The sequence below is a fragment of the Corynebacterium sp. HMSC069E04 genome, assembly GCF_001813175.1.
GTDB lineage: Bacteria > Actinomycetota > Actinomycetes > Mycobacteriales > Mycobacteriaceae > Corynebacterium > Corynebacterium aurimucosum.
Window position 1 is genome coordinate 1 of record NZ_KV811630.1, and the last position, 26,254, is coordinate 26,254.

A 26,254-nucleotide genomic window follows, 5' to 3' on the forward strand; every position below is an offset into this window, starting at 1 on the left:
CACACCCCCAACAAACAACAAATCCCCAGGTAGTGCACCGAAACGGTGCACTACCTGGGGACGTCGCCAAGCACTGCTGCCTAGTAGAGCTCTTCCTCCTGAGTGCGCTCGATGGTCGCCCCCAGCGCTTGCAGGTTCTCTACAAAATTGGGATAGCCGCGATCGATATGGAAGACATCGTGGACGGTAGTCGTCTCATCGGCACAGAGCGCAGAGAGCACGAGTCCAGCGCCCGCCCGGATGTCGGAGCTCCAAACGTGCGTCGAAGACAGTCGTTCCTGGCCGCGGATGACGACATGGTGGCCATCAACCTGAGCATCGGCACCGAGGCGCAACATCTCATCGACGAAACGGAAACGGGATTCAAACACATTCTCCGTGATGATGGAGGTCCCTTCCGCAACTGCGGACAGTCCGATAGCGATCGGCTGGAGATCCGTTGGAAAGCCCGGGTAAGGAAGAGTTTGGTAATCCACGGCAGTGGGACGCCTGTCCATACGTACGCGAAAGCCGTTGACATAGTCCTCAATATCGGCACCGGCTGACTTCAACTTCTCTAACGGCAGGTGAAGGTGCTTGGGCGCAATGCCGCCTACCGTAATATCGCCGCGCGTCATGACTGCGGCATAGGCCCAGGTACCCGCAACAATGCGGTCGCCGATGACCTCGTGCTCAGTCGGTTGCAGCTTGTCCACACCCCGAATCGTGATGGTAGACGTACCTTCACCGGTAATATCAGCACCCATTTCCTTAAGCATCAGGCACAGGTCGACGATCTCCGGTTCACGGGCGGCGTTGTGGAGCTGCGTTTCGCCGTCGGCAAGCACCGCAGCGGTAAGAATATTCTCTGTGGCGCCCACGGAGGGGAAGTCGAGCTTGATGCTTGCCCCGTGAAGGTGGTCAACCTCTGCCACCACGGCACCGTGCTCAATCCGTGTGCTCGCGCCCATCTTCTCCAGCCCGGACTGGTGCATGTCCAGAGGGCGGGAACCGATAGCATCGCCGCCCGGCAAGGCCACCTTGGCATAACCGCACCGCGCCGTCAGTGGACCTAACACACATACGGACGCACGAAACTGCCGCACGGCGTCGAAGTCTGCGTTGGAATGCAGTTGGGCCGGCGTGGTGATACGCACGGTGTGGCCATCAATCTCCACTGTGCAACCGAGGCCCTCGAGTACCTTGCGCATCAGTGGAACATCAAGAATTTCAGGACAGTTGGTTAGTGTGGTGGTGCCCTCCGCCAACAGTGCCGCAGCCATCAGCTTCAGCACACTGTTTTTGGCACCGTCCACCTTGACAGTGCCCTGCAGGCGCGCCCCACCGGAGACAATAAATTGGTCTTTCACACCCACCCAACTTACCTACAATCAGGGCAGCGCGCCGATACGACGGGCCGCATTAACCGCCTCATAACGGGTGTGGGCCCCCAGTTTGCGCATGACAGAGCGCAGATAAGACTTCACCGTTTCGGCTCCGATGCCCATTTCCTCTGCCGCCTCAACGTTGGTATGCCCCAACGCCACGCAAGAGAGAACATCCAGCTCGCGCGCAGACAGCTTGGTGGTCTGCTTCACGCGTACCGGAGAGACCATCTGATCACAGAGGGCTTCCAATTCCTTGCGAAGGTCTTCATCGTTGACGCGATTAGCCAGCATCCGCAGCTTGGAGTGCGTCGATCGCACCTGCTCCCATTCGGCACCGTTCATTACGTGACCGCGGGCGGCGCCGCCCTTGCCTCCATCGGCGCGACGCAGCGCGGAATTCACCGCCAAATCCTGCTCGAGGCAGCGGGCGGTCATGGTGACCTCCTCGATCACCTTGTCTCCCAGGCGGACCGGCGAATGAACACCAACATAAAGAACACCGCGGATCTCACGCTGCACAGTCACCGGTACCGCCACGATGGAATGCAGCCCTTCATCCTGGATGTAGCGGTCATTCTCGTGGCTGATCGTGGTGGCGCGTGTGTAATCGGATACACCAACCGCGCGGCGAGTGCTGACAACACGCCCGCCGACGCCCACATTCGCGTCAATCACCAAGTTCTGCAAGGCCGGGGTGCGCAGACCTACCCACTGGGTAATCTGCAGGCGATTATCCGGCAGCAAGGTCCCGTACATCGTGACGGGAATTCCCGTTGCGGTCTTCAGCGACGAGAGCGCTGCGCGTACGGCTTCGTCGTCATCCTTGAGTCGATGCGGCTCCATGAGACTCTCTCTTACTCGGGGGTAACCAGCAGGTGCACCCACATTCCCCGCCTGAAACGGGGGTAGGTGACCACTATTTGCGAAGTATAACCGGCCGACGGGGGTAATTCTAAATCGCACAGCGCCCTACTCCGTCACCCCAAATCCCACATGGCATGCCCGAATGCTCTGTTCAGAATTTATATACCACTTTGTCTAGTGGCGCCGTGTAAGGTGTATGCTGTACATCGGAAGTTACTTACAAGGAGTCCACATCGTGGCTGTATACGACAACATTCTAGAAACCATCGGCGGAACCCCGCTGGTCCGCCTCAACCGCTTGACCGAAGGCCTCGGCGCAGAGGTACTCGTGAAGGTCGAGTCCTTCAACCCCGCAAACTCCGTCAAGGATCGCATCGCCAAGGCGATTGTCGACACCGCCGTGGAATCCGGCGAGCTGAAGCCTGGCGGCACCATCGTTGAAGCCACTTCCGGCAACACCGGTATTGGCTTGGCACTCGTCGGCGCAGCTCAGGGTTACAAGGTCATCCTCACCATGCCGGAGACCATGTCCAATGAGCGAAAGGTGCTGCTGCGCGCTTATGGCGCTGAAATCGTATTAACCCCAGGCGCTGCCGGCATGAAGGGCGCGGTGGAAAAGGCCAACGAGATTATCGCCGAAACCCCTAACGCTATCCTGGCTTCTCAGTTCGCTAACGAGGCAAACCCGAAGATCCACGAGGCAACCACCGGTCCTGAGATCTGGGAGGACGCAGAGGGCAAGGTTGATGCTTTCGTGGCGGGCGTCGGTACCGGCGGCACCGTCACCGGCGTTGGCCGCTACCTGCGCTCCCAGAACCCGGATACCTACCTGGTAGCTGTAGAACCCTCCGACTCCCCCGTCCTGTCCGAGGGCCACGCAGGTCCTCACAAGATCCAGGGCATCGGCGCTAACTTCGTCCCAGAGGTTTTGGACCGTGAGATCCTCAACGAGGTTCTTACCGCAACCACCGAAGAGTCCGTGTCCACCGCCCGCAAGCTGGCTACCGAAGAAGGCCTGCTCGTTGGTATTTCCTCCGGCGCCAACGTCTCTGCAGCACTCAAGCTGGCCGCTCGTGACGAGTTTAAGGGCAAGACCATCGTCGTTGTCGCCCCGGACTTTGGTGAGCGCTACGTCTCCACCATTCTCTTCGAGGACATCCGCGAAGCTTAAGGAATAGTCAACATGGCTCTCCGCGGGACGTCGCCAAGCACGGCGCCGTGATGAGCCTCCGAATAAAAGCGCCCTCTGTGCTAGGGGGCGCTTTTTCTTTCTGGATAGGATGGTTCGCATGCACATCTTGAAGATGATTCGTGAAGACCTCGCCAACGCGCGCGAGCATGACCCGGCCGCGCGCGGCGACGTCGAGAATACCGTGGTCTATTCCGGCCTCCACGCTATTTGGGCGCACCGCATCGCCCACCGCATGTGGAAGCATGGTTGGCGCGGCCCCGCACGTATCCTGGCACAAGTAAACCGCTTCTTCACCGGTATTGAGATCCACCCTGGTGCCACCATCGGCCGCCGTTTCTTCATTGACCACGGCATGGGCATCGTTATTGGTGAAACCGCCGAAATCGGCGATGGCGTGATGCTCTACCACGGGGTCACGCTCGGCGGCCAGGTGCTCACGCAGACCAAGCGCCACCCAACGATCGGGGACAACGTGACCATCGGTGCCGGCGCCAAGGTACTAGGCCCCATCACCATCGGCGAAGGCTCCGCAGTAGGCGCTAACGCCGTGGTGACGAAGGATGTGCCCGCTAATCACACCGCTACGGGTATTCCGGCTAAGAACCGTCCTCGCAAGAAGAATGAGCGCATCAAGCTGGTGGACCCGGACTACTACATCTAAGGGCCCCAGAACCTGTCCTTAGAGGCTGCCCTCACGCTTAGTCAGACGCTGGTATTCAGGGTTCTTCTCAATAAACCGCGCTACGGCACTGCACGTTGGGATGACTTGGCGGCCTACCGTCGAGTCATCATCCAACGCCGCCTTAATGAGCGGCTTGGACAGGCCTTGGCCTTGAAAGGCCTCAGAGATTTCCGTGTGCGTGAACTCGCGCGTGGCTGCGGAGTCACTGTATTCGGCAAAACCCGCTTCCTCGCCATCGACGGTAATAACGAAGCGGGATTGATCGGTTTGGTGCGCAACAGAAGTAGTCATGCCGGCCATTAAACCAAAAAATGCACCAAAAAAGCCCCTCCAAAATGGAGGGGGCTATCTTGTGGCCAGAGCCAGGATCGAACTGGCGACCCCACACTTTTCAGGCGTGTGCTCTACCGACTGAGCTATCTGGCCAGAAGCCACTAGGACTTCGGCGACCCTGACGGGACTTGAACCCGCGACCTCCGCCGTGACAGGGCGGCGCGCTAACCAACTGCGCCACAGGGCCATTTTTAGTTTTCTCTTGTGCGCTGGGCACGAATAAGTACTCTACACACAGCTAGATAAGCACAGCAAATCAGCACGTCAGACTCAGTTTTACCGTGCACTAGACCTCGGTATACAGCCCACCCCACAGCACCTAGACCTATAAGCTTTCCCGCTCCACCGGCGGCATGCGCCAGCAGGATTAATCGCTGACGGAGACAAAACGACGCAAGCCCCGAGGCTTGTTTCTCTAACAATGCCTCGAGGCTTGAATATGGCGACCCTGACGGGACTTGAACCCGCGACCTCCGCCGTGACAGGGCGGCGCGCTAACCAACTGCGCCACAGGGCCATATATATTTACTTGTGTGCCAACACAAAGGTGTTGGTACCCCCAACGGGATTCGAACCCGTGCCGCCGCCGTGAAAGGGCGGTGTCCTAGGCCGCTAGACGATGGGGGCCCGTTGCCTTGAGGCAACTTTGTAAAAATATACTGTAGACATCCTTACTTAACCAAATCGCCCCGGCAGAAAGGTGAAAAACTATGACTGACCAGCGAGATACCTGTTCCTGCCATGAGCCGGGTGTACACGGCTACAACTCCAATGACGATCAAAAGGCGAAATACTTAGCGCGCCTCAAGCGCATCGAAGGGCAAACCCGCGGCATCCACCGCATGATCACAGAGGACCAATACTGCATTGACATCATCACGCAGATCTCGGCGGTAACCTCCGCGCTCGAGAATGTCTCCCTGGCGCTCCTGGAGGACCACATAGAGCACTGCGTGGCAGGAGCCGCTGCCGAGGACGGGGAAATAGCCTCAGAGAAGCTAGAGGAGGCTATGCGGGCCATTCGGAAGCTCGTCAAGAGCTAACAAACCCCAGCCGCATCCCTGCAAGCTCAACGCCCCTAAAACTACTCAAAGAGCCGCCCGAAGGCGGCTCTTTTTGTGGGCCCTGCGGGGCTCGAACCCGCGACCTGCGGATTAAAAGTCCGTAGCTCTACCAACTGAGCTAAAGGCCCAACGCCCAACCATCTTAGTAGGTCGCACTAAAGAAAACGAAATGGCCCTCACCTCCAGCGGAAAGGGCCACTACCTAGCAGAGATGCGCAATTAGCCGCGCATGTCACCCTTCTCCATGAAGTTCACCTGGAAGTCAAAAGCGGTCTTCAGATCGTGCGGGGTGTGCTGGAACTTATTCGCCTTGGCACGCTCGAAGTACTCCTCCAGCAGCGGACGGTAGTCCGGGTGCGCCACGGTGATAACCTTCTCCACGCGCTCCTTCGGAGCCAGGCCACGCAGGTCCGCAACACCATACTCGGTGATGATGACCATGGTGTCGTGCTCAGTGTGGTCGGTGTGAGACACGAAAGGCACGATGGCGGAAATAGCGCCGCCCTTTGCCACCGACGGGGACACGAAGGTGGAGATGTAGGCGTTACGGGTGAAGTCACCCGAGCCGCCGGTACCGTTCATGATGCGGGAGCCGGAGACGTTGGTGGAGTTGATATTGCCGTAGATGTCGCCCTCAATCATGCCGTTGGAGGAGATCAGGCCAACGCGGCGGATAACCTCCGGGTGGTTGGACACCTGCTGCGGGCGCAGGATGATGTGCTTGGCGTAGCGCTCAGCCTCAGCGTTCATCTTGTCCGCATACTCCGGGGACAGGGCGAAGGAGGTAGCAGAGGCGACGGTCATCTTGCCGGCGTCGATAAGATCCAGCATGCCGTCCTGGATAACCTCGGTGTAGGCCTGAATGTTTTCGAACTTGGAATCCAGCAGGCCGGCCATCACTGCGTTCGGGACGTTGCCCACACCGGACTGCATGATGAACTTGTCATACTCCAGGCGTCCGGCAGCAACCTCGCCCTCGAGGAACTCGATGAAGTTCGCAGCGATCTTCTCAGAGACCTCATCCGGGGCCTTGAACGGAGCATTGCGGTCCGGGGCGTTGGTCTTGACTACAGCCACGACCTTCTCTTCCGGGATCTCAATGTAGGTGGTACCAACGCGGTCAGCCGGCTTGGTAATCGGGATCGGCTGACGGTTCGGCAGCTTCTCAATGCGGTAGATATCGTGCATGCCCTCGAGGTTGAGGGACTGCCACTCATTGATCTCAATGATGATCTTGTCGGCGGCCTCGATGTACTCGAGGTTGTTACCTACTGCGGAGGAGGGAACGATATTTCCCTTCTCATCGATACGCACGGCCTCAATAATGGCTACCTGGAAGTCACCGTAGAAACCTTCCTCCACCTGCTGGCCAGAGTGTGAGAGGTGAACATCCTGGTAGAGGGCGGAGCCATCGTTGAAGCGGCCGCGCAATGCCGGATCAGAGTTGTATGGGGAGCGGAAGCGAATGGCGTTTGCCTCAGCCAGGACGCCATCGCAGTCCGGGGCGGTAGAGGCACCGGAGAAGACGTCGATCTTGAATTCCTCCCCCGCCTCGTGGGCCGCCTTTGCCTTTTCCGCGATAGCGGTCGGCAGGGCCTTGGGGTAGCCAGCACCGGTAAAGCCGGAGATTCCCACACGATCACCGTGGTTGACGAACTGTGCGGCCTCGTCAGCGCTCATCACGAGCTTCTCAAACGGCGCGTATGCAATTCTCTCAGACATTAGTCCTCCTTTTATGTGCAGAAACGACCTACATTACGGTCCTTTCCTATTAGTTACATGCACCACACTAGCGAATCAGTGGCGAATTTACCGCACTCTGCCCCAAACCGTGTGCACACCTCACTTTCCTCATCAGAATTTGCCACCCCAGGCTCTTTCCGCGCACAATTGGCGGCGTGACTCTTGCAATCGGAAAAATCCAGCTCAACTCCCCCGTTGTCCTCGCCCCCATGGCTGGCGTGACCAACGTGGCTTTTCGCGTGCTGTGCCGTGAGCAAGAGATTGAAAAGACCGGGACTGTCTCCGGGCTCTACGTGTGCGAAATGGTCACCGCTCGCGCCTTGGTCGAGCGCAACCCCAAGACCCTGCACATGACCACCTTCGCTCCCCAAGAACAGCCCCGCTCGCTGCAGCTGTACACCGTCGATCCGGAGTACACCTACAAGGCTGCCAAGATGATCGTGGATGAGAACTTGGCGGACCACATCGATATGAACTTTGGCTGCCCGGTCCCCAAGGTCACGCGCCGCGGCGGGGGTTCTGCCCTTCCTTATAAGCGCCGCCTGTTTGGCAACATCGTCTCCGCCGCAGTCAAGGCGACTGAGGGCACGGATATTCCAGTCACGGTGAAGATGCGCGTCGGCATTGATGAAGAGCACAAGACACACCTCGATGCCGGGCGTATCGCTGTGGCGGAAGGAGCCGCAGCAGTTGCTTTGCACGGGCGCACCGCCGCCCAGCGCTACTCCGGTCACGCCGACTGGGGCGAAATCGCCCGCTTGAAGGAGCACTTGGCAGACACAGGCATCCCAGTCTTGGGCAACGGCGATATCTTCAAGGCAACCGATGCGCACGACATGATGGAGCAAACTGGATGTGACGGCGTCGTGGTGGGCCGCGGCTGTTTGGGCCGCCCGTGGCTTTTTGCGGAACTCTCCGCCCACCTGCGGGGTGAACCAGTACCGGAAGAGCCCACGCTAGGCGAAGTCACGCGCATCATGCTCCGCCACGCAGAGCTTCTAGCCCAGCATGAGGGCGAGGCTCAAGCCAGCCGCGATATTCGCAAGCACATTGGCTGGTACCTGCGTGGTTTTCCCGTGGGCGGCCAGGTACGTGCGGGCCTTTCTCGCGTCAATTCCTTGGAGGATCTGCGCGAACTGCTGGCGCCGTGGGCCGACTCGCCTGCGCTTGCCGACGACGCCGATGGTGCCCGCGGCCGCCAGGGCTCACCCGCCAAGGTAGTCCTTCCCGAGGGTTGGCTCGATGATCCGGAGGATGCCACTGTGCCGGAAGGCGCGGAGATTATGCACTCCGGCGGCTAACCGCGATTATTCAAACTTGTTGTTCGACAGGCACTAGACCAATAGTTCAGCTAAAGTACGTGGCATGCGCGCTGCTTACCGTGAACAGTTGGATAATTTTTCTCATGATCTCATCATCATGAGCACGACCGTCCATAAGCTGATGGCCCTCGCCTCCCAGGCGTTAATCAAGGCCTCCCTGCAACCGGCTGAGGAGGCTGTGTCACTGCGCGATGAACTGGATGAGGTGCGCTCGCGGTGCGAAGACCGCGCGGTCTCCCTGCTAGCCTTGGAAAATCCGATGGCCAAGGATCTCCGCCAGGTCATCTCTTCCATCTATATTGTTGAAGACTTTTATCGCATGGGCCGCCTGTCCCAGCACATTGCAACGAGTGCCCGCCGCCGCCACCCCGAGCCAGTGGTACCAGCAGACATCATGGGCTACTTCGAGGAATATGCGCGCCTCGTTCTCGATATGTCCGCGGGGCTCAAGGACATCCTCATCACCCGCGATCCGGAGCTAGCCCTTCGGTTGACCGAAGATGATGATGCCGTCGATGACATCAACCATCACCTGCTGCGCATGCTGACCCAGCGGGAATGGAAAGGAACAGTGCGCCAGGCCGTGGAAACCTCGCAGCTATCGCGTTACTACGAGCGTTTCGCCGATCATTGTGCCGCCGCTGCCGGTCGCATTATTTATCTTGCAACGGGCCTGGACCCGGACCGCTATATGCGCAAGCGTGATCAGGAGCAACGCGAAGCCGAGCTAGAGGCCCGCATGGCAGAGCTGGAGCGCCAGTTCCATCACTAGATGAGGCTCATGCTCGAAATAGCTGCCGATCCACCGCTAGTAACACCTAGCTCATCCTGAAAACACAAAAGCCGGTGCCCACTCCTAGACCTTAAACAGTCGAGAGAGGGCGCCGGCTTTCGGCACTATGGCGCTATCGGTGTTTAGCCAAAGCGGCCGGAGATGTAATCCTCGGTGTCCTTCTTGGAGGGGTTCTCGAAGATCTTGGTGGTGTCATCAAACTCGACGAGGTGGCCCGGCTTTCCGGTGGCTTCTAGAGAGAAGAAACCGGTCTTATCGGACACACGGGCTGCCTGCTGCATGTTGTGGGTGACGATAACGATGGTGAAGTTTTCCTTCAGCTCGTGGATGAGGTCCTCAACAGCCAGGGTAGAAATCGGGTCAAGTGCCGAGCACGGCTCGTCCATGAGGAGGACCTCCGGTTCCACGGCAATCGCACGGGCGATGCACAGACGCTGCTGCTGTCCACCGGACAGGCCGCCGCCCGGCTTATCCAGGCGGTCCTTAACCTCATCCCAGAGGTTGGCGCCGCGCAGAGACTTTTCGGCAACTTCCTTCAGTTTCTTCTTGTTCTTCTCGCCGGAGAGCTTCAGGCCGGCAACAACGTTGTCCTCGATAGACATCGTGGGGAACGGGTTAGCCTTCTGGAAAACCATGCCGATGGTGTTGCGAACGGATACCGGGTCAACCTTGGCGCCGTAAATATCTTGGCCGTCCAAGAGGACCTCGCCCTTGACATAGGCGCCGGGGATGACCTCGTGCATACGGTTCAAGGTGCGCAGAACGGTGGACTTACCGCAGCCGGAAGGGCCGATAAAGGCGGTCACGGCCTTCGCCGGAATTTGCATGTTGACGTTCTGCACGGCGTGGAAGTCGCCGTAGTAAATGTTCACGTCATTGAGCTCAAGCTTAGACATTAGGAGTTTCTCCTCTTAAGAATGTATGGCGGAATCGAGTGTTACGGCGATCTATTTCTTGACCGAGAACTTCGCGGAGATGACACGGGCCGCGATGTTAAGGACAGCGATAAGGATAACCAGCGTCAGCGCTGCACCCCAGAGCTTATCCAGGACAGCCGGTTGTGCGCCGGCCTTGTACATATCCAGCATCATCAGCGGTAGCGAGGACTGCGAGCCCTTGAACGCGTCCCAGTTGATGATGGAGGAGGAACCAACAAGGACCAGCACCGGAGAAGACTCACCCATCACACGCGCAACCGCGAGCATGATACCGGTAACGATGCCGGACAGGGCGGTCGGCAGGACGATGCGAGCAATGGTCTTCCACTTCGGAACGCCCAGTGCATAGGAGGCCTCACGCAGGTCCATCGGGACAACACGGAGCATCTCTTCGGTGTTGCGAACCACGATCGGAATCATCAGCAGCACCAAGGAAAGCGCCACGGCGAAGCCGGAGCGGCCAAAGCCGAAGAGCGTGATCCACATAGCGAAGATAAACAGCGCGGCAACGATGGACGGCACACCGGACAGGATGTCCACCATGAAGGTGGTGGTACGGGCGAGCCAGCCGCCCTTGGAATACTCCACCAAGTAGATAGCGGTAAAGATACCGATCGGGATGGAGATGATGGAGGCTAGGACGGTTTGGACGAAGGTACCAACGATGGCGTGAGCAGCACCGCCGCCCGCAACGCTGTTCATGACACCGCGCTGGGACGTGGTCCACCAATCGGCGCTGAAGATGATGCCGCTGCCGCGGGCAAAGAGTTCCCACAGAACCCAAACCAGAGGGATCATGGCGATAATCATGGCCACCCATACCACGACGGTGGCAATGGTGTTGGTGGCCTTTCGGGAAGCCGAAATATCAAGGAAGGTAGCGCCTGCGGAGGCAGGCTTGGCGTTTGTAGTAGTAGTCATTGTGTCCTCCTCCCTACTTCTTCTTCACGATGGTGCGGGCAATGGCGTTGACCACGAAGGTCAGCAAGAACAGCATGAGGCCGGCGGCGATGTAGGCACCTGCGCGCATCTCATTACCGAACTCTGCGGATGCCAAGGCGATGGCCATGGCGAAGGTCGTACCGCCGTCGAAGAGCGAGAAGCGGAAGTCCACGAGCGGGGAGACAACCATGTACAGAGCCATGGTCTCACCCAGTGCACGTCCAAGACCGAGCATGGAGCCGGCGATGTAGCCGGACATACCGAAGGGGAGCACCGTCATGCGGATAACTTCCCAGCGGGTTGCGCCCAGTGCCAAGGCAGACTCAATCTGACCAGGAGGAGTTTGGACGAAGACCTCACGTGCCGTAGCGGCGATAATCGGAAGAATCATCACGGCCAGCACGATGCCACCGGTGAAGAGGTTACGGCCGGTAGCAAACGACGGCGAGTTATCAAAGACGGTGAAAAGGAAGAACCCACCAGCCCAGGACTCCAGCCACGAGTAGAAACCGGAGAGAGCTGGACCGAGGACCTGCCAGCCCCACAGACCATAAACAATGGACGGGACTGCAGCGAGCATGTCCACGAGGAAGCCCAGCGGCTTGACCAGACGTGCCGGCGCGTAGTTAGACAGGAAGATGGCAATCGCCAGTGCAACCGGCATAGCCAGCAGCAGGGCGAAGACGGAGATAAGAACCGTAGTGCCGAACATGGTCGGGATACCGAACTTCATCGCGGAAGTATCGCCAGTCTCCCAACGGCCACCGTAGGTGAAGAACCCCATGATGCCACCGTCGTTGACGCCCAGGGCTGGCACGGCACGCCACAGCAAGAAGCCCGCAATGGCAGCAATCATGACGGTGATCAACGTGGCCGAAGCAGAAGAAAGGAATTCGAAGACTCGGTCACCCGGGCGCTTAACTCCGCTGCTGGAGTTAGCCTTGGTAAGTTCTTCGGATCCGCCGGTAGAAGGCCGCTCAGCAGCGGAGACGGAAAGCTCCGTCTGCTCGGGCGCCGTGGTGAGATTATTGTCTGCCATGAGACGTTCTAATCCTTTTCAGCGTTAAGAATGGAGTTTGTCGTTACATACCTGCGCCCCCAAAGCGCGATTCGAGTGCGGCAGTGGGGGCGAAGAGTATTTAGCTTTGTTGAGCTCTAGCGCTTACTGCAGAGCGTCAACAGCAGCCTTCAGCTTGTCCAGGTGTGCACCCTCAACCGGGATGAAGCCCTGAGAAGCAAGCTGGTCATCTTGGTGATCCAGGACGGTGGTGAAGAAGGCCTTAACCAGAGCGGAGGTCTCCTCATCGTAACCAGCGGAGCAAACAATGTTGTAGGTGGTCAGGATGAGCGGGTATGCGCCCTCGTCGTCAGACGCGAACAGAGCGTCGGAGTCAACAACCATGTTGTGCTCGGACTCGGTCTCCTTGAACTCCAGGTTCTCCAGAGCAACGTTGACGGACTCGGTGTTCAGCTCAACCGGGCCGTGGCCGAAGTCGATCTTTGCCTTCTGAACGCCGTCTGCTTCCTTCTGGTCAGCGAAACCGGACTCAACGTAGGTGATAGCACCCTTGATGTTGGCAACCTGGTCAGCAACACCAGCGGAGCCGTTGGCGCCCTCACCAACTGCATCCGGGAACTGCTTGCCCTCGGTGTCCCAGTCGCCGGTAGCGGCCTTCAGGAACTTCTGGAAATTGGCGGAGGTACCGGACTCATCAGAGCGGAAGATGACGGTGATGTCCTCGTCCGGCAGGTCGGTGCCTTCGTTGTCAGCGGCGATTGCCTCATCGTTCCACTTGGTGATGTCACCCTTGAAGATCTTGGCCAGGGTCTCGGTGGAGAGGTTGATCTCGGTACCCTCGAGGTTGTAAGCGATAGCTACCGGACCGATGGTGGTCGGCAGGTGCCATGCCTCGTTGCCGCCACAGCGCTCAGCAGCAGCCTCAACCTCACCGTCATCCTCCTTCAGAGCGGAGTCGGAACCAGCGAAGTCGGCCTGGCCGTTGGTGAAAGCCTCAACGCCAGCGCCGGAGCCGGAAGCGTTGTAGGACAGGGAAGCGTTCGGATGATCCTCAGAGAATGCGGTCTGGAAGTAAGACATTGCATTCTGCTGGGAGGACGCGCCGTCACCGACGAGCTCGCCGGAGACGTCAGAGCCCTCGGAGCCGCCTTCAGCGGAGCCGGAGTCGTTGGACTCGGAGCAAGCGACGAGAGCGGTGGAGGTGGCGGCGACGATGCCGAAGATAGCGGCAGTGCGCTTGAAGTTGCGGATCACGGGAAACCTTTCCGGTGCGGATACAAGAGAATGATTGTCCGAGTAAATCGCCCTCCGCCGTCCTCTTAAGGCGGGCACGATTAACTCACGGGAAGTAAAGCTATATCTGGTGGGTTAACCCCACAGGGATCAAGAGATGAACAATCGGTGAACTTGTACCAAAAAGCGGTGAGGCTAGTCACTTTTCGCCCAGACGCAGTGTTCCTCTGCAATCGAGAAGCCCAAACGCTCATAGGCCTTTACTGCAGGTTCGTTGTCCGCCTCGACATATAAAATGACCTTGTCCGCGCCTTTAGCCACCATGCGCTGCAGTCCCGCAGTGAGCAGTGGCCCACCGAGCCCACGCCCGCGGTAGTCCTCACCCAGCCCCACAACATAGACCTCACCAAAGGCTGGGGTGCCCTCGGCATGCCATTTCAGCCAGTGGAAACCGGCCAATGCTGGGGCACTGTGCGCACCACCGTGCGAATCCCACAGGAATAGCACGTCGGCAGGATCAAACCATTCGGCTTCCATCCCGCGATGTAGGCGCTCCAGGTCCCAGCCCCCTTGCTCCGGATGCCAGGAAAAAGCCTCGTTGTTGGTGCGAACCCATTCCGCCTCGACATGTTCACGTCCGAAGCGCTCCACCGACTCGGTGTACGTGTGAATCTCTAGGCCGTCGACCGCTGCGGACGCTTCCTCCGCTGCGCGTAGGTCCTGGCCCTCAATAGCCATGACGAGCAGGCGCCTGACGACGTCCATCTCATTACGTTTCGCCAGCGCCTGGGCGGCCGGGAGGTTGCCATGCGCCCAGATCTGGGGGGATGCCGGGAGGGCGTCGACAAGCGCCTGCCCTACCCCTCGCCCACGGTGTTCCACACCGACAAAGAGCTCCACTGTCTGCCCGTCGAGGGCAGCCACACCGAGCACCTCGTCGCCCTCGATAGAGAGCAGATGGCGGTGGCCCAGGCGGTCATCCCGCAGCCCGATAAGAAACTGTTCTGAGAAAGGCGCAACACCATCGTGTGTTTCGGCCGCTGCAGCAAGTTCCTCCACGCGCTGCGCGAGATCTAGATTCTGCGGCACAGTATTAGTCTCTATATTCATGCTTCCCACCCTACGTGCGGTAGTAATAGAGGGGTGACCGTCATCTACCTCAGCCGCAACCTCGTACGTCTTGCCGCCGTCGCGGGAGTGGTCCTGACCGCATGGCTGGCGGATTCAGCAGTGGCGATGCATGCGGAACACACCGTGGCCCAGCAGGCGAAGGCCAGCTCCCAGCTGGAAAACACACCGAACGTGTATATCGGCGGCGTCCCCTTCACCCTGGGCGCGCTCACCAAGGAGATCCCCTACTTGGAGGTTAAATCTTCTGACGTGGAGGTTCCCAAGCTCGGGATGGTCAATGCCTCGACTACTCTGCGCGACATCACGATCCGCCCCGAACAGCTCTTCAGCGGCGAGCTGGAAGGCTCACCGGTGTCGACTTACACGCGCAGCATCAGCCTCGACGGTGTGGCCTTAGGCCGCATGCTGGGCATTACCGATCTGTCCATTGCCAATCCCGATGACATGTCTCCCACCGGCGGCCCCTCGGCCGAAGCTGAGCTCACCGGCACGCTACCAGGAGACAACACCAAGTCCACCGCGACGGTAACGCTGCGCCTCGTGGGCCCGGAATTTCGTATGAGCGTCTACGGAACCGATGATGAACGCCTCAAGAAGGCTTTCGGTTTGGTCTTGGATACCCGCCAGCTCCCCCTGCCTTCACAGGCCACATCCGTAAAACTGCACGGCGGCTCCATCACCTTCGAGGTGCAGCGCCGCAACATCACGTTGAAGACCGCGCAGCTCTCACCGCTGGAGATCGACGGCTCAGAAGAAAAGGCCGTCGAGGATGCAGCGCAGAAGGCACAAGACACGGCCAACCAAGTGGGTAGCGCACCAACGACTCCGCCGAGCTGGCGCCAGAACTAGTTGATTCGAATGAGGTCCCGCAGGATCCTGCGGATGCTGCGGTGCGTGGGCGGGGTCGGGTCGATGGGAGCGAATACCTCCAATGCGTCCGCTTCCGATTCCAGGTGCACTTCTGTGAAAGTGCCCTCCGACTCCCCATCCGCCTGAAAACGGTGCGGTTTCGGGCACACCAGATCCACCTCGACGGCATCCTCGAAGTGCAGCGTACGGGCATCCGTAACTTTATTCAGCCAGTGGCGGTGGTCCACGCCGAAGAGGTGGAGCACACCGACGAGACCATCAATACCGCCAAGGTCTGACACCCCGAATAGGCCAAGTCCTTGGTCGAAGGAGTTGCGCGGATTGGTCACCACGGGCAGTGGGCCGAGGAAAGTCCACGGGTTGGTGTTGGAGGTGAACATGACGGGTACGTCATCAGCCGCGAAGGTTTCTCCCGAACTCGAGCGCGCACGCACGCTAATGCGCGGTGGGCGGATGCGGGCGCGCTGATAAGCCTGAAAGGCCACGGCCAAATAGCGCAACGGGGTAGCTGCAAAGCCCAACTCCCGAGCACGGTCCACGCGAGCCAGCACGTCGGCGTCTAACCCGAAACCGGCATTGACCGCGAACCATCTGTCATTCCACACACCTAAGGAGACGGTGCGACGCGTATTGCGCTCCAGCATCCGAGCCAACACGTGCGCTGCCTCGACCGGGGTATTAGGGAAACCAAGGGCGCGAACGAAGACATTGGCGGAACCAGTGGGGATCACTGCGAGTGCTGGAATCTCCTGGGGGCTGGGGCGCTCTGTGGAATCTGCAGGACCCAGCAGCCCGTTTACAACCTCATTCACCGTGCCATCGCCACCGAAGACCAAGATGACATCGAAGTCTTCCCGCGTCATGCCGCGCACCATATCCTGCGCGTGCCCCGGGTAGTGCGTGAAGCGGGCCAGCAGCTGCAGCCCCTCCACGTCCCGAATAACGGGCAGAACCTCACGGAAAAGGGCCGAATTCTGACTCGTGGAGTTCGGGTTTGAGATCAGCAAAACGCGCATGACTCCCAAGACTACTGGAGCCTAGTGGTTACCGTGATGCCACCACGACTACGCTGGGGCAGCATGAGCGAACAGACTAATAATGAAAACCAGACGGAAAATACCCACCCGGAGAACACCAAGATCGACGGCAACGCAGCCGTTAACCAAGCTGCTGAAGCGTGGAAGGATGCTGCCTCCCGCAACATTCCTACCGTTGATGTGGCTGATAATCCCCTGCCGGATGAGACGGCGAACCTACGCCAAGGCCCGTCACTGCACGATGGCCTCTTGGGGCTTCTCCCCCTCGTCGGTGTCTGGCAGGGCGAAGGCCAGGCTCACAGCACCGACGGCGAACAGTACGCCTTTGGCCAGCAGCTCATCATCGCCCACGACGGTGAGAACTACCTGACCTACACCTCCCGCACCTGGAAGATCGATTCCGAGGGCAAACCGGTGGGCCCAGATGTCCGCGAGTCCGGATTCTGGCGCATCTCCCTCAAGGACGAGATTGAGATGACCTACACCTCCTCCAATGGCATCAACGAGATCTTCTACGGCTCGCTGTTCAACGAGCGCGCCTGGCAGCTGGAATCTGCGTCCACCATGGTCACGGAAACTGGGCCTACCAACCTCGGCCCCGGCAAGCGTATGTATGGCCTCATGCCGAACAACAACCTGGGCTGGGTAGATGAGCGGCTTGTCGACGGCGAAATGCGCCCCTTCATGTCCGCCGAGCTCACCCGCGTGGCAGGCTAATCAGCAGGCGAGCTAGCTGAGCTAGCTAACGCTAGCTCGCAGTACGAGGGAGTCTAGCGCGCCAGGGCGGCGTCGATCAGCGCGCGTATTTCCTCCGCGTTCGCCGGCGCCTTGAGCTTCTTGCCATCGAGGCGCGTCACGCGCACCGCCGTGCGCACTGAAGACACAAGCCACACCGAGTCGGCTTCCTCGAGGTAGCGCAGGTCAAGCTCCTTCGCCTTGCAGCGATAGCCCTGATCGGAGGCGTATTCGAAGAGCGCCGCTTGCGTTGTGCCGGGCAAAATACCCTTACCCGCAGGCGTGCGCAGCTTCGCCCCCTTGACCGCCACCACGGTAGAGGTGGCGCCTTCCAGCACCAGTCCCGTATCGGGATCAGTAAAGATCACATCATCAAACCCACGCTCGCGTGCCAGGCGCAGCGTAGCCATTGTGGCCGCATAATTCAGCGTTTTCGCAGGTAGATCCTCCGCTACTTGCCACAGGCGCGGGGTGCTCATCACCTTGACGCCGGTAGCGCGCTGTGCCACAACCGCGTCTGAAACCTCCTGAACCACCACCCAGGCCGTGGGCACACCGGTGGAGGCGCGGCCCCGGGTATAAGTCCACGTGCACTTGGCTTCTAGCGACGAGCCCTCCTCTCCATCCGCGCCGGCGGGGCCATAGAAGTCTGCGATGGCCAGCTCAGTGGCTTCTTGCCACTTGTGCATCGGCGGCTCCGGCAGATCGAGCGCGCGGGCGGAATGCCGGAAGCGCTCCGCGTGGCGGTGAAAATTAGCGGCCTTGCCATTACGGACGAGGAGGGACTCGAAGATCCCGTCGCCGCGCGTCACCGCGGCATCATCCCAATAGACCAACGGAAGGTTCGGCATATGACGCCGCACCGACCCTCCAAACGGTTCCACAACGTAGATGACCGGCTCTTTCCTGCGCTGAAGGCTCATAGACCCGATTATGCCCTACCATCGGAGGGCGTGAGTTACTCTTCGCCACTTCTTTCCCGGCCCGGAGCCACTGAGTTCCAGGGCAGCACGCTTGTCGATGTCTCCGGGGTCCCCTGGCACTATGGAAACCCCCTTGTGGAGCAGCGCGCGGTAGAGACAGGTTCCGCCATCATCGACCGCTCCCATCGCCGCGTCATCGCGGTGTCTGGCCCCGATGCCCGTGCCTTCCTGCATAACCTGCTGAGCCAGAAGCTCGACGATGTAGACAGCGGCTTTTCCGCAGGCGCTCTTGACCTCAACATTCAGGGCCACGTCCTACACCACATGGATCTGTCCTTCGACGGGGACACCTTTTACCTCGACGTGCCCACAGCACAGTTCGAGTCTTTGCGAGATTTCCTTACCGCCATGGTGTTCTGGTCCCAGGTCACCGTGGAGGAAGCAGACGCGGCGGTCATCACGGTTCTGGGGCAGTCGCTGCAGCAGCCCTCGGCGGCCTTGGTCGAGCGTTCTGTGCAGTGGCCGGGCTGTCCACGCCAGGATTTCCTCGTGCCGCGCCAGCGGCTCGATGCTGCCGTAACAGAGCTGGAGAAGCAGGGCGGAAGCTTAGCGGGTCTCATGGCGTATACCGCAGAGCGAGTGCGCGCACGTGAGCCCGAACTGGCCGCTGACCTCGATGAGAAAACCATCGCCCATGAGGTTCCACAATGGATCCGGCGCAACGACGATGTGCCCGCATTCGTTCATCTAGAAAAAGGTTGCTACCGCGGACAGGAGACAGTAGCGCGCGTAGAGAACCTCGGCCGCTCTCCCCGTTTGCTGGTGATGCTTTACCTCGACGGGTCCGCTCCAGAGCGCCCCGATAGCGGCGCCGACATTACGCTCGGGGGGCGGCGCGTTGGCCGGCTCGGCACCGTGGTGGAGGACTGCGATTATGGCCCCATCGCACTTGGTCTGATTAAGCGCAGCGCTCTCAACAACGGGGATCTGAACATTGGCTCTGTGGCAGCTTCGGTTGAACCAGAGTCCATCCCCACCGATGAGGGCCCCAAGGCCGGGCGCGCCGCTGTGGACCGCCTGCGCGGAAAGTAGTGGCGAATTACACATTCGCCTCTTCTCCGCGGGCTAGAGCCCTTTTCGACGCGACGCTGGGGGGTAGTTCGGAATTTTTTCGTCACACAGGCTATGGTGTCTTACAGGAACATACACATATCTGACTAAGACGATGGGGCGGCCAAGAATCCCTGGACCGCCCTACACACCTCAAGGGGGTCATGCACATGGGACGCGGACGCGCAAAGGCAAAGCAGACCAAAGTTGCACGCCAGCTGAAGTACAATTCGCCCGAGATGGATCTGGATTCGCTCCAGCGTGAACTCGCCTCACAGAACTCCAAGCGCTCCCGCGATGAGGACGAGGACCCGTACTCGGAGTACGCGGATTACGAGGACTATGCGGATCGCTGGAACTCGGACGAGTGGGATGAGGATGATTCCGACGCGCGCTAAGCGCGTGGATCACTTCCCCGCCGTGCACAGCACGTAAGCGAAGGGCCGGCAAGGCTTCCCCTCAATAAGAGGAGGAAACTGCCGGCCCTGTTCCTTTCCCAGGTTCCTTTCCTAGGACCTAGAACCCTGGGTGCTCGCCCGTCATCAGAACGCGCGGCTCGCCTTCTTCGGCAACGCGGACGGTGCCCAGCTCCCATGCTTCAACGTGGCGGGCAGTCATCATGGCCAGTGCGCGCTCGCGATCCTCCGGCGCAACGACGGCGATCATGCCGACGCCCATGTTGAAGGTCTTCTCCATCTCTTCGAGCGCCACCTTGCCCACCGAGGAAATGGTCTTGAAGATCTGGCCCGGAGTCCACGTCGAGCGGCTCACCTCAGCGGTCAGGCCCTCCGGGATGACGCGCTCCAGGTTGCCAGCGAGGCCACCGCCGGTGACGTGGCAGAAGGTGGACACCGCGCACTCAGAGACCAGGGCCAGGCAGTCCTTGGCGTAGATACGGGTAGGCTCCAGTAGTTCCTCACCGAGAGTACGGCCCAGGTCTTCCATATAGCCGTCAAGCGGCAAACCGGCCTGCTCCAGGAGGACGTAGCGCGCCAAGGAGTAGCCGTTGGAGTGCAAACCAGAGGACTTCATAGCGATCAGGACGTCGCCGTCACGTACCTTGTCTGGGCCGAGGAGCTCATCGGCCTCCACCACGCCAACGGCGGTGGCGGAGACGTCGTATTCATCCTTGCCCATGACGCCTGGGTGCTCCGCGGTCTCACCGCCGAGGAGGGCAGCACCAGCCTGGACGCAGCCCTCAGCAATGCCCTTCACAATCTCCGCTACCTTTTCCGGAACAACCTCGCCCACCGCGATGTAGTCCTGCAGGAAAAGCGGCTCGGCTCCGCACACGACGAGGTCATCCACGCACATGGCGACGAGGTCGATGCCGATGGTGTCGTGCTTATCCATGGCCTGGGCCACGGCCAGCTTGGTACCCACGCCATCAGAGCCAGCTGCGAGGACCGGCTCCTTGTAGTCCCCCAGCTTGAACAGGCCGGCGAATCCGCCGAGCCCACCCATCACCTCGGGGCGGGTGGCACGCTTGGCGTGGGGGGTAATTAGCTCTACTGCGCGGTCGCCTTCCTCAATGTTGACGCCGGCGGCAGCATACGTGTTCTCGCTCATGAATGACTTAGTCCTTATTCCTTAGTTTGTCGTCGAGCCCTGCAGGGTGCGCACGGCCTCAGCATTCGGGTTTCCGGCGGGCAGTCCGAGTGGGTACTTCCCATCGAAGCATGCGCAGCACAGTTCGTTGCGTGGCTGTTGGGTAGCCGCCACCATCTCATCGGTGGAGACGAAGCCCAGCGAATCCGCACCGATCGCGGTGCAGATGGTCTGTGCTACTTCTTCCGGATCATCGGAGGGGTTGGCATTGGCAATAAGCTCGCCTGGCGAGGCAAAGTCGATGCCGTAGAAGCATGGCCACTTCACCGGCGGGGAGGCAATGCGCACGTGGACTTCGGCAGCGCCGGCTTCCCGTAGCATCCGGATTAGTGCGCGCTGCGTGTTACCACGCACGATCGAATCATCCACCACCACGATGGACTTGCCTTCGATGACCTCCCGCAGCGGATTGAGCTTGAGGCGAATGCCCATCTGTCGCTGGGACTGTGTGGGCTGGATGAAGGTGCGCCCCACATAGGAGTTCTTCACCAAGCCATGTGCAAAGGTCAGCCCGGATTCGCGGGCATATCCCACGGCGGCCGGGTTGCCGGACTCAGGAACGGGGATCACCATGTCCGCATCGGGTGCTGGGTACTGGCGCGCTAGACGACGCCCAATTTCCACGCGCGTAGCGTTGACCGAACGGCCCTTGATATTGGTATCCGGCCGCGCCAGGTAGACATATTCGAAGACGCAGCCGTGGCGCTTAGTTTCTGCAAAGCGCTCGGAGCGAATGCCCGTCTCATCGATAGCAACGAGTTCGCCCGGTTCGATCTCCCGAATAAATTGCGCGCCGACGATATCGAGCGCACAGGTCTCACTGGCTACCACCCAGCCCGTGTTGAGCCGACCGAGGGCAAGCGGGCGCACGCCATGCGGGTCGCGGGCGGCGTAGAGGGTGTGCCCGTCCGTAAAGGTCAGGCAGTACGCTCCTTTCACGGTGGGCAAGAGCTGCAAAGCGGAATCGAACACGCTACTGTCTTCGCTCACGCCATCAGCCAACAAGATAGACAGACACATGGAGTCCGAAACGGACTCTTCCTGCGGTTTGATGAGCCCGCGTTCCACAGCCTTGGTGCGCAGCTCCTGGTAGTTCACCAAGTTTCCGTTGTGACCAAGCGCGATGTCGACGCCGCTGGGCGACGTCCCAAACATCGGCTGTACATTCGACCATTCCTTGCCACCCGCAGTGGAATAACGCGTGTGGCCGACGGCCACGTTTCCGTGCAGTGAGGTGAGGATGGATTCATCGAAGACATTGGAGACTAGGCCCATGTCTTTGAAGACAACAATGCGGTCATCATCCCCGACCGCGATGCCGGCGGCCTCTTGACCGCGGTGCTGGAGGGCGAAAAGTCCGAAGTAGGTTAACTTGGAAACCTCTTCTCCTGGTGCCCAAACACCAAAGACTCCGCATTCTTCGCGGGGCTCCGGATCCAGGCTGGGATCCGTAGACAGGGGCTTAGTCATGCTCTGGACGTGTTCAGCTACCACGGCGCTAATCCTAGCCGTTCCGGCCAGTGAAAACTAACGGAATCACGGGCAGGCAGCCAGCGATCTCGTGAGAACGGGAGCCGGAGGCGTCCACGCGGCCGTCGTGAAGCGCCTGCTCCCAGTCCAGGACGCCCGTGGCCAGCTGCAACCACGTCTGGGGATCCGTCTCCACCACATTCGGAGGAGTACCCCGGGTGTGCCGAGGCCCGGCGATACACTGCACTGCCACGAATGGGGGGACCCGCAGTTCCACGGAGTGACCCGGCGCGTCCGCCTCCAACAGGCGAGCTGTGGTCCGAGTGGCTTTCGCAAGGGCCGGGCGACCTGGTTTTTCCACCCCTTCAGGGTCACGGATCCACTCCTCCACCGCTTCGACAGCAGCGCGGGTGGTGGCGGCATCAACAGCCTTTTTCATACGGTCAGCACGCTCCCTGATACTTTGTTATCCATGTCACCAACCATGCCACCAAGCTCCTCGGAAGAAAAGAAGCCTGTCCCAACCGGCAAGTCTCCCTCCATCACGCTGCGGTTTATGGCCGCCCCGACAGATCTCACTATCGCCGGCGCCCAAGGCATCGGCGGCGGCCGCGTTCTGGAGTGGATCGATAAGGCCGCCTATGCGTGCGCGGTCCAGTGGTCGGGCACCTACTGCGTGACAGCCTACGTGGGCCATATTCACTTCACTCGCCCAATCCCTTCGGGCCACTTGGTGGAGGTGCGCTCACGAATCGCGATGACTGGGCGATCCTCCATGCACATCGTCAACGAGGTGCTCTCCGCTGACCCTCGCGATGGCATTTTTACCCGCGCCTGCGACTGCCTCGTCATCTTCGTGGCCAAAGATACCGAGACCGGAAAGTCGGTGGCTGTTCCGCCGCTGATTCCGGACACCACTGAGCACCAGCGTGTGTGGGAGGCTGCAGAATCCCGCATCGAGCTGCGCCAGGCCATCGAAGCGGAAATGGAAAAGCAGACTTATGATGGCCCTTCCGATGCACCCCGAATGGTCAACCGCTTTTTGGCTAAGCCCACCGATGTCAATTGGGGCGGCAACGTCCACGGCGGAACGGCCATGGAATGGATTGATGAGGCCGGCGCTGCCTGCACCATGGAGTGGTCGGGTGAGCACACCGTCGCGGTCTATGCCGGCGGCATCCGCTTCTACCGGCCCATTCACATTGGAGACCTCATCGAAGTGGATGCCCGCATGATGCGCACGGATACCCGATCGATGCAGATGTCGGTCCACGTGCGCTCAGGCAACCCGCGCGGTGGCCGCGAGAAACTGGAAACCGCCATCCACGCCACCGTCTCCTACATGGCGATGGACGCCGACTGGCAGCCGCTAGCTGCCCGCCAGTTCACTCCACGCACCGAAGAGGATAAGCGCTTGTGGGAGCACGCCGGCATTCTTCGTGGCCTGCGCGGCAAGTACTCCCCGAAGCCGCTGGTGGTGGCACCACAGCACCAGCACGTAGATTAGCCCGAGGCTCCCCCACCACCCCACAGCTGCTTGGCGCTAGTGCCGAGGGGCTAGTCCACTGGCTCAACCCGGCACGCCACGTGGAGGGAGCTTGGGTCCTTGGCCTTACGCAACGCAACGGTGCGGGCTCCGATCTCACTGTTTGTGGCGACGCTCGGAGCCACAAACACTCCCGTGCTCGCTGGAAGAATGACGGGCTTGTAGAAATCCGCGCTGATGCGAACAGCACCCGGAAGGGTGCCGTCGAGCACCGACAGCATACGGGCGTGCGTGTACATGCCATGCGCGATGGGCGCGGGGAAGCCGAAGAGCTTGGCTCCCACGGCGGAAACGTGAATAGGGTTCTTATCGCCAGATGCCGCCGCATAGACGCGAGTGCTCTCGGCACTAAAGCGCAGCGTTGCCGTGGGGGTTCCCACCTCATCGCCGGGGAAGTCGAGGAAACGCTCGGCCTCCGGGCGCGTTTTCACTTGCCGCGGGGTGTCCTTGGTGAATTTCGCGCCTTGGCCTAGAAAGACCGATGTCTGGCGCCAGATCTCCTCCCCCTCCACGCTGTAGGTGGTCACCATATCAATGACCAGCCCCTTGCGGTGCGGTCGCAAGTTTTCCGCATGCACGGTGATGTCGCAGCTCTCGTCGACGCGCAGCGGGCGGATCTGTTCAATGCGGTTGGACAGGTGCACCACGCCCACAGCGGGGAAAGGAAAGTCCTGGGCGGCCATCACCTTGATGGCGAGGGGGAAGGCCAGCGCGTAGAGATAAGTAGCGGGCAGCTCATTGCCCAGACGCAGGCCCGTGGCTTGGCAGTAGCGCGCGAGGTGCTCGGTGTCTACGCGCACTCCCGCGACCCGGTAAGCAGTCTGTGGGTCGTCGACCTTGCGCTTGCCTGCCCCCAGCCCGGGGATGGGCACCGCACCTACCATCAGGCTGCGGTAGAGCGCAGGAAGATCTGGAATCTCGTTGAGTGTGGTGACGTTCATTTAGGCTCCCATGAGGTTCTGGCCGCAGACGCGGACGGTGTTGCCGCTTACCGCCGCGGAGGCCGGCGAGGCGAAGAAAGCGACGGTCTCGGCGACGTCAACAGGCAAGCCGCCCTGCTGCAGTGAGTTCAAACGGCGGCCGATCTCGCGCGGGCCGGTCGGCATCGCGGCGGTCATGGCGGTCTCAATGAAGCCCGGCGCCACGGCATTGATGGTGGAACCATTCTCGGCGAGGACGGGACGCAGGGCGTCGACCAGCCCGATAATGCCGGCCTTGGTGGTGGCGTAGTTCGTTTGGCCGCGGTTACCGGAGATGCCGGCCATGGAGGACACACCGACCACGGCCGCACCCGGCGCGAGGGAGCCAGATTCCAGAAGGTTTTCGGTGATACGCACCGGCGCCAGAAGGTTAACGGCCAGGACAGCATCCCACTGGCCTTCATTCATATTGGCCATAAGCTTGTCACGGGTAATGCCGGCGTTGTGAACGATGACGTCAATAGCTCGGCCATGGCGCTCCTGGGCGTGCTGGGCAATCTTGTCCGCGGCCTGAGGGTCAGTGACGTCGAGAGGCAGCGCGGTGCCTTTGACCTTGTTCGCGGTCTTTGCCAGGTGCTCGCTGGCCTGTGGGACGTCGATACAGATAACGCTGGCACCGTCGCGCGCCAGCACTTCCGCGATGGTGGCGCCGATACCGCGGGCGGCACCGGTCACCACTGCAAGCCGCCCATCGAGTGGCTGCTCCCAGTTCTGTGTCCCACTGCTATGTCTGCTATGTCCGGAAGGCACCTGTCCCTGGGCGCTGACGCGCACAACCTGCCCATCCACGAAAGCCGACTTTCCGGAAAGGAAGAAGCGGACCGTGGACTCCACCTCTGAGGTGGCCGCGGGGTCTACCCACACCAGGTTCACAGTGCCGCCCTTGCGCATCTCCTTAGCCAAAGAACGGGTAAAGCCTTCGAGGGCGCGTGCGCTAATGCGGGCGTCGATGGTATCTGCCGCCTCCGGGGTGGTACCGACAACTACCAAGCGCGCGCATGGCAGGAGGTTGCGCATCTGGGGGTTGAAGAAGTCATAAAGCTCACGCAGCTGTTCAGGGGTGTCTAGGCCGGTGGCGTCAAAAACGAGGGCAGCGCGCTTCGCCTCTGCCGAAGAGTTGATGACCTGGTAGTCCACGGCTAGCTGGGAGCGCAAGAAGTCTGCGATGCGCCCCTGACCGCCGATGACAATGGGACCATCGAGCGCCGGTTCCCCTACCTTGTGGCGGCGCAGGGGGTACCCCTGCGGTACTCCTGCTTTGGCGGCGAGCGGTGAGTTGATGAGCTTCTCAGCAAATGTGACGTGCGGCATAGGCCGGCCTGTTCCTTTCTCGGTTCTTCACAACCTTGCAAG

26 protein-coding genes and 5 tRNA genes are annotated in these 26,254 nt (G+C 60.3%); 10 read left to right on the plus strand and 21 right to left on the minus strand.

What is annotated here, in order from left to right:
- Positions 1-80: 80 nt before the first annotated feature.
- Positions 81-1,349 carry a UDP-N-acetylglucosamine 1-carboxyvinyltransferase gene (gene murA, locus HMPREF2896_RS01935; RefSeq protein WP_070717314.1) on the minus strand — a complete coding sequence of 423 codons (1,269 nt, stop codon included), beginning with the start codon at positions 1,347-1,349 and terminating at the stop codon, positions 81-83.
- Positions 1,350-1,370: 21 nt separating this feature from the next.
- On the minus strand, positions 1,371-2,210 hold the full coding sequence (gene ramA, locus HMPREF2896_RS01940) for an acetate metabolism transcriptional regulator RamA (RefSeq protein ID WP_070717274.1): 840 nt from the start codon (positions 2,208-2,210) through the stop codon (positions 1,371-1,373).
- A 253-nt stretch (positions 2,211-2,463) separates the two neighbouring features.
- On the opposite strand from ramA, the gene cysK reads away from it, so the two are divergent.
- Together cysK and epsC are read left to right on the plus strand one after the other, a co-directional pair.
- Complete coding sequence (gene cysK / locus HMPREF2896_RS01945; protein WP_284764728.1) at positions 2,464-3,402, plus strand: cysteine synthase A; 939 nt, start codon at positions 2,464-2,466, stop codon at positions 3,400-3,402.
- A gap of 118 nt (positions 3,403-3,520) precedes the next feature.
- A complete protein-coding gene (gene epsC, locus HMPREF2896_RS01950; protein ID WP_141754749.1) occupies positions 3,521-4,084 on the plus strand; it encodes a serine O-acetyltransferase EpsC in 564 nt (187 codons plus the stop codon).
- Positions 4,085-4,102: 18 nt separating this feature from the next.
- On the opposite strand, the gene HMPREF2896_RS01955 is transcribed toward epsC, so the two are convergent.
- The 5 genes from HMPREF2896_RS01955 to HMPREF2896_RS01975 all read right to left on the minus strand — a co-directional run bounded on the left by HMPREF2896_RS01955 (position 4,103) and on the right by HMPREF2896_RS01975 (position 5,065).
- The gene (locus tag HMPREF2896_RS01955) at positions 4,103-4,405 is read right to left on the minus strand and encodes a GNAT family N-acetyltransferase (protein ID WP_070717284.1); all 303 of its coding nucleotides are present in this window, start codon (positions 4,403-4,405) and stop codon (positions 4,103-4,105) included.
- Positions 4,406-4,458: 53 nt separating this feature from the next.
- Positions 4,459-4,531 (minus strand) — tRNA-Phe (locus tag HMPREF2896_RS01960).
- 20 nt (positions 4,532-4,551) lie between these two features.
- Positions 4,552-4,625 (minus strand) — tRNA-Asp (locus HMPREF2896_RS01965).
- 253 nt (positions 4,626-4,878) lie between these two features.
- Positions 4,879-4,955: transfer RNA gene (locus HMPREF2896_RS01970), tRNA-Asp, on the minus strand.
- 34 nt (positions 4,956-4,989) lie between these two features.
- Positions 4,990-5,065: transfer RNA gene (locus HMPREF2896_RS01975), tRNA-Glu, on the minus strand.
- Positions 5,066-5,148: 83 nt separating this feature from the next.
- On the opposite strand from HMPREF2896_RS01975, the gene HMPREF2896_RS01980 reads away from it, so the two are divergent.
- Complete coding sequence (locus HMPREF2896_RS01980; RefSeq protein WP_070443848.1) at positions 5,149-5,481, plus strand: metal-sensitive transcriptional regulator; 333 nt, start codon at positions 5,149-5,151, stop codon at positions 5,479-5,481.
- 76 nt (positions 5,482-5,557) lie between these two features.
- Here the strand turns inward: HMPREF2896_RS01980 and HMPREF2896_RS01985 are convergent.
- Positions 5,558-5,630 (minus strand) — tRNA-Lys (locus tag HMPREF2896_RS01985).
- A 91-nt stretch (positions 5,631-5,721) separates the two neighbouring features.
- Positions 5,722-7,224 (minus strand): acetyl-CoA hydrolase/transferase family protein, encoded by a 1,503-nt coding sequence (locus HMPREF2896_RS01990; RefSeq protein WP_070717286.1) that lies wholly within the window; start codon positions 7,222-7,224, stop codon positions 5,722-5,724.
- Between the two features lie 176 nt (positions 7,225-7,400).
- On the opposite strand from HMPREF2896_RS01990, the gene dusB reads away from it, so the two are divergent.
- Together dusB and phoU are read left to right on the plus strand one after the other, a co-directional pair.
- Positions 7,401-8,546 carry a tRNA dihydrouridine synthase DusB gene (gene dusB / locus HMPREF2896_RS01995; protein ID WP_070443854.1) on the plus strand — a complete coding sequence of 382 codons (1,146 nt, stop codon included), beginning with the start codon at positions 7,401-7,403 and terminating at the stop codon, positions 8,544-8,546.
- A gap of 64 nt (positions 8,547-8,610) precedes the next feature.
- Positions 8,611-9,339: a phosphate signaling complex protein PhoU gene (gene phoU / locus HMPREF2896_RS02000; protein WP_070443858.1), complete on the plus strand. Its 729-nt coding sequence runs from the start codon at positions 8,611-8,613 to the stop codon at positions 9,337-9,339.
- A 143-nt stretch (positions 9,340-9,482) separates the two neighbouring features.
- On the opposite strand, the gene pstB is transcribed toward phoU, so the two are convergent.
- The 5 genes from pstB to mshD all read right to left on the minus strand — a co-directional run bounded on the left by pstB (position 9,483) and on the right by mshD (position 14,601).
- Positions 9,483-10,256, minus strand: a complete 774-nt coding sequence (pstB, locus tag HMPREF2896_RS02005) for a phosphate ABC transporter ATP-binding protein PstB (RefSeq protein ID WP_070443861.1) — start codon at positions 10,254-10,256, stop codon at positions 9,483-9,485.
- Positions 10,257-10,307: 51 nt separating this feature from the next.
- On the minus strand, positions 10,308-11,219 hold the full coding sequence (gene pstA, locus HMPREF2896_RS02010) for a phosphate ABC transporter permease PstA (protein ID WP_070717291.1): 912 nt from the start codon (positions 11,217-11,219) through the stop codon (positions 10,308-10,310).
- Between the two features lie 13 nt (positions 11,220-11,232).
- Positions 11,233-12,279: a phosphate ABC transporter permease subunit PstC gene (gene pstC / locus HMPREF2896_RS02015; protein ID WP_070443867.1), complete on the minus strand. Its 1,047-nt coding sequence runs from the start codon at positions 12,277-12,279 to the stop codon at positions 11,233-11,235.
- A 123-nt stretch (positions 12,280-12,402) separates the two neighbouring features.
- On the minus strand, positions 12,403-13,512 hold the full coding sequence (gene pstS, locus HMPREF2896_RS02020; protein WP_070443870.1) for a phosphate ABC transporter substrate-binding protein PstS: 1,110 nt from the start codon (positions 13,510-13,512) through the stop codon (positions 12,403-12,405).
- Positions 13,513-13,686: 174 nt separating this feature from the next.
- Positions 13,687-14,601 (minus strand): mycothiol synthase, encoded by a 915-nt coding sequence (gene mshD, locus HMPREF2896_RS02025; protein ID WP_070717293.1) that lies wholly within the window; start codon positions 14,599-14,601, stop codon positions 13,687-13,689.
- A gap of 33 nt (positions 14,602-14,634) precedes the next feature.
- Between mshD and HMPREF2896_RS02030 the strand changes: the two genes are divergently transcribed.
- Positions 14,635-15,471 (plus strand): LmeA family phospholipid-binding protein, encoded by an 837-nt coding sequence (locus HMPREF2896_RS02030; RefSeq protein WP_070710530.1) that lies wholly within the window; start codon positions 14,635-14,637, stop codon positions 15,469-15,471.
- Here HMPREF2896_RS02030 and HMPREF2896_RS02035 read toward each other — a convergent pair.
- On the minus strand, positions 15,468-16,508 hold the full coding sequence (locus tag HMPREF2896_RS02035; protein ID WP_070645651.1) for a diacylglycerol/lipid kinase family protein: 1,041 nt from the start codon (positions 16,506-16,508) through the stop codon (positions 15,468-15,470). The genes HMPREF2896_RS02030 and HMPREF2896_RS02035 overlap by 4 nt on opposite strands.
- Before the next feature lie 63 nt (positions 16,509-16,571).
- On the opposite strand from HMPREF2896_RS02035, the gene HMPREF2896_RS02040 reads away from it, so the two are divergent.
- Complete coding sequence (locus HMPREF2896_RS02040; RefSeq protein ID WP_070645650.1) at positions 16,572-17,246, plus strand: heme-binding beta-barrel domain-containing protein; 675 nt, start codon at positions 16,572-16,574, stop codon at positions 17,244-17,246.
- A 53-nt stretch (positions 17,247-17,299) separates the two neighbouring features.
- Here the strand turns inward: HMPREF2896_RS02040 and HMPREF2896_RS02045 are convergent, their stop codons facing one another.
- Positions 17,300-18,187, minus strand: coding sequence for an aminodeoxychorismate lyase (locus HMPREF2896_RS02045; RefSeq protein ID WP_070717296.1), 888 nt, complete (start codon positions 18,185-18,187; stop codon positions 17,300-17,302).
- Positions 18,188-18,217: 30 nt separating this feature from the next.
- On the opposite strand from HMPREF2896_RS02045, the gene HMPREF2896_RS02050 reads away from it, so the two are divergent.
- On the plus strand, positions 18,218-19,279 hold the full coding sequence (locus HMPREF2896_RS02050; protein WP_070443888.1) for a CAF17-like 4Fe-4S cluster assembly/insertion protein YgfZ: 1,062 nt from the start codon (positions 18,218-18,220) through the stop codon (positions 19,277-19,279).
- Positions 19,280-19,467: 188 nt separating this feature from the next.
- Positions 19,468-19,695: a DUF3073 domain-containing protein gene (locus HMPREF2896_RS02055; protein WP_201829151.1), complete on the plus strand. Its 228-nt coding sequence runs from the start codon at positions 19,468-19,470 to the stop codon at positions 19,693-19,695.
- Between the two features lie 118 nt (positions 19,696-19,813).
- On the opposite strand, the gene purM is transcribed toward HMPREF2896_RS02055, so the two are convergent.
- From purM to HMPREF2896_RS02070, 3 genes are read right to left on the minus strand one after another with little or no spacing between them, the layout of a single operon-like run.
- Positions 19,814-20,866 (minus strand): phosphoribosylformylglycinamidine cyclo-ligase, encoded by a 1,053-nt coding sequence (gene purM / locus HMPREF2896_RS02060; RefSeq protein ID WP_010188991.1) that lies wholly within the window; start codon positions 20,864-20,866, stop codon positions 19,814-19,816.
- Positions 20,867-20,887: 21 nt separating this feature from the next.
- Positions 20,888-22,375, minus strand: coding sequence for an amidophosphoribosyltransferase (gene purF, locus HMPREF2896_RS02065; protein WP_201829149.1), 1,488 nt, complete (start codon positions 22,373-22,375; stop codon positions 20,888-20,890).
- Between the two features lie 34 nt (positions 22,376-22,409).
- The gene (locus HMPREF2896_RS02070) at positions 22,410-22,814 is read right to left on the minus strand and encodes a sterol carrier family protein (RefSeq protein ID WP_070443897.1); all 405 of its coding nucleotides are present in this window, start codon (positions 22,812-22,814) and stop codon (positions 22,410-22,412) included.
- A gap of 33 nt (positions 22,815-22,847) precedes the next feature.
- Between HMPREF2896_RS02070 and HMPREF2896_RS02075 the strand changes: the two genes are divergently transcribed.
- Positions 22,848-23,882, plus strand: coding sequence for an acyl-CoA thioesterase (locus HMPREF2896_RS02075; RefSeq protein ID WP_070717299.1), 1,035 nt, complete (start codon positions 22,848-22,850; stop codon positions 23,880-23,882).
- A gap of 50 nt (positions 23,883-23,932) precedes the next feature.
- On the opposite strand, the gene HMPREF2896_RS02080 is transcribed toward HMPREF2896_RS02075, so the two are convergent.
- Both HMPREF2896_RS02080 and HMPREF2896_RS02085 read right to left on the minus strand, forming a co-directional pair.
- A complete protein-coding gene (locus HMPREF2896_RS02080; protein ID WP_070645641.1) occupies positions 23,933-24,862 on the minus strand; it encodes a MaoC/PaaZ C-terminal domain-containing protein in 930 nt (309 codons plus the stop codon).
- On the minus strand, positions 24,863-26,212 hold the full coding sequence (locus HMPREF2896_RS02085; RefSeq protein ID WP_070717303.1) for a 3-oxoacyl-ACP reductase: 1,350 nt from the start codon (positions 26,210-26,212) through the stop codon (positions 24,863-24,865).
- Positions 26,213-26,254: the final 42 nt, after the last annotated feature.

Coding starts and splice junctions, on each gene's coding strand:
- phoU (WP_070443858.1), top strand. CDS start 8,611: ATGCGCGCTGCTTACCGTGAACAGTTGGATAATTTTTCTCATGATCTC.
- HMPREF2896_RS02040 (WP_070645650.1), top strand. CDS start 16,572: ATGAGCGAACAGACTAATAATGAAAACCAGACGGAAAATACCCACCCG.
- HMPREF2896_RS02055 (WP_201829151.1), top strand. CDS start 19,468: ATGGGACGCGGACGCGCAAAGGCAAAGCAGACCAAAGTTGCACGCCAG.
- HMPREF2896_RS02070 (WP_070443897.1), bottom strand. CDS start 22,814: ATGAAAAAGGCTGTTGATGCCGCCACCACCCGCGCTGCTGTCGAAGCG.
- ramA (WP_070717274.1), bottom strand. CDS start 2,210: ATGGAGCCGCATCGACTCAAGGATGACGACGAAGCCGTACGCGCAGCG.
- HMPREF2896_RS02035 (WP_070645651.1), bottom strand. CDS start 16,508: ATGCGCGTTTTGCTGATCTCAAACCCGAACTCCACGAGTCAGAATTCG.
- HMPREF2896_RS02075 (WP_070717299.1), top strand. CDS start 22,848: ATGTCACCAACCATGCCACCAAGCTCCTCGGAAGAAAAGAAGCCTGTC.
- purM (WP_010188991.1), bottom strand. CDS start 20,866: ATGAGCGAGAACACGTATGCTGCCGCCGGCGTCAACATTGAGGAAGGC.
- HMPREF2896_RS01990 (WP_070717286.1), bottom strand. CDS start 7,224: ATGTCTGAGAGAATTGCATACGCGCCGTTTGAGAAGCTCGTGATGAGC.
- HMPREF2896_RS02045 (WP_070717296.1), bottom strand. CDS start 18,187: ATGAGCCTTCAGCGCAGGAAAGAGCCGGTCATCTACGTTGTGGAACCG.
- pstB (WP_070443861.1), bottom strand. CDS start 10,256: ATGTCTAAGCTTGAGCTCAATGACGTGAACATTTACTACGGCGACTTC.
- HMPREF2896_RS02080 (WP_070645641.1), bottom strand. CDS start 24,862: ATGAACGTCACCACACTCAACGAGATTCCAGATCTTCCTGCGCTCTAC.
- mshD (WP_070717293.1), bottom strand. CDS start 14,601: ATGAATATAGAGACTAATACTGTGCCGCAGAATCTAGATCTCGCGCAG.
- epsC (WP_141754749.1), top strand. CDS start 3,521: ATGCACATCTTGAAGATGATTCGTGAAGACCTCGCCAACGCGCGCGAG.
- pstC (WP_070443867.1), bottom strand. CDS start 12,279: ATGGCAGACAATAATCTCACCACGGCGCCCGAGCAGACGGAGCTTTCC.
- HMPREF2896_RS02085 (WP_070717303.1), bottom strand. CDS start 26,212: ATGCCGCACGTCACATTTGCTGAGAAGCTCATCAACTCACCGCTCGCC.
- purF (WP_201829149.1), bottom strand. CDS start 22,375: ATGACTAAGCCCCTGTCTACGGATCCCAGCCTGGATCCGGAGCCCCGC.
- HMPREF2896_RS01980 (WP_070443848.1), top strand. CDS start 5,149: ATGACTGACCAGCGAGATACCTGTTCCTGCCATGAGCCGGGTGTACAC.
- pstA (WP_070717291.1), bottom strand. CDS start 11,219: ATGACTACTACTACAAACGCCAAGCCTGCCTCCGCAGGCGCTACCTTC.
- HMPREF2896_RS01955 (WP_070717284.1), bottom strand. CDS start 4,405: ATGGCCGGCATGACTACTTCTGTTGCGCACCAAACCGATCAATCCCGC.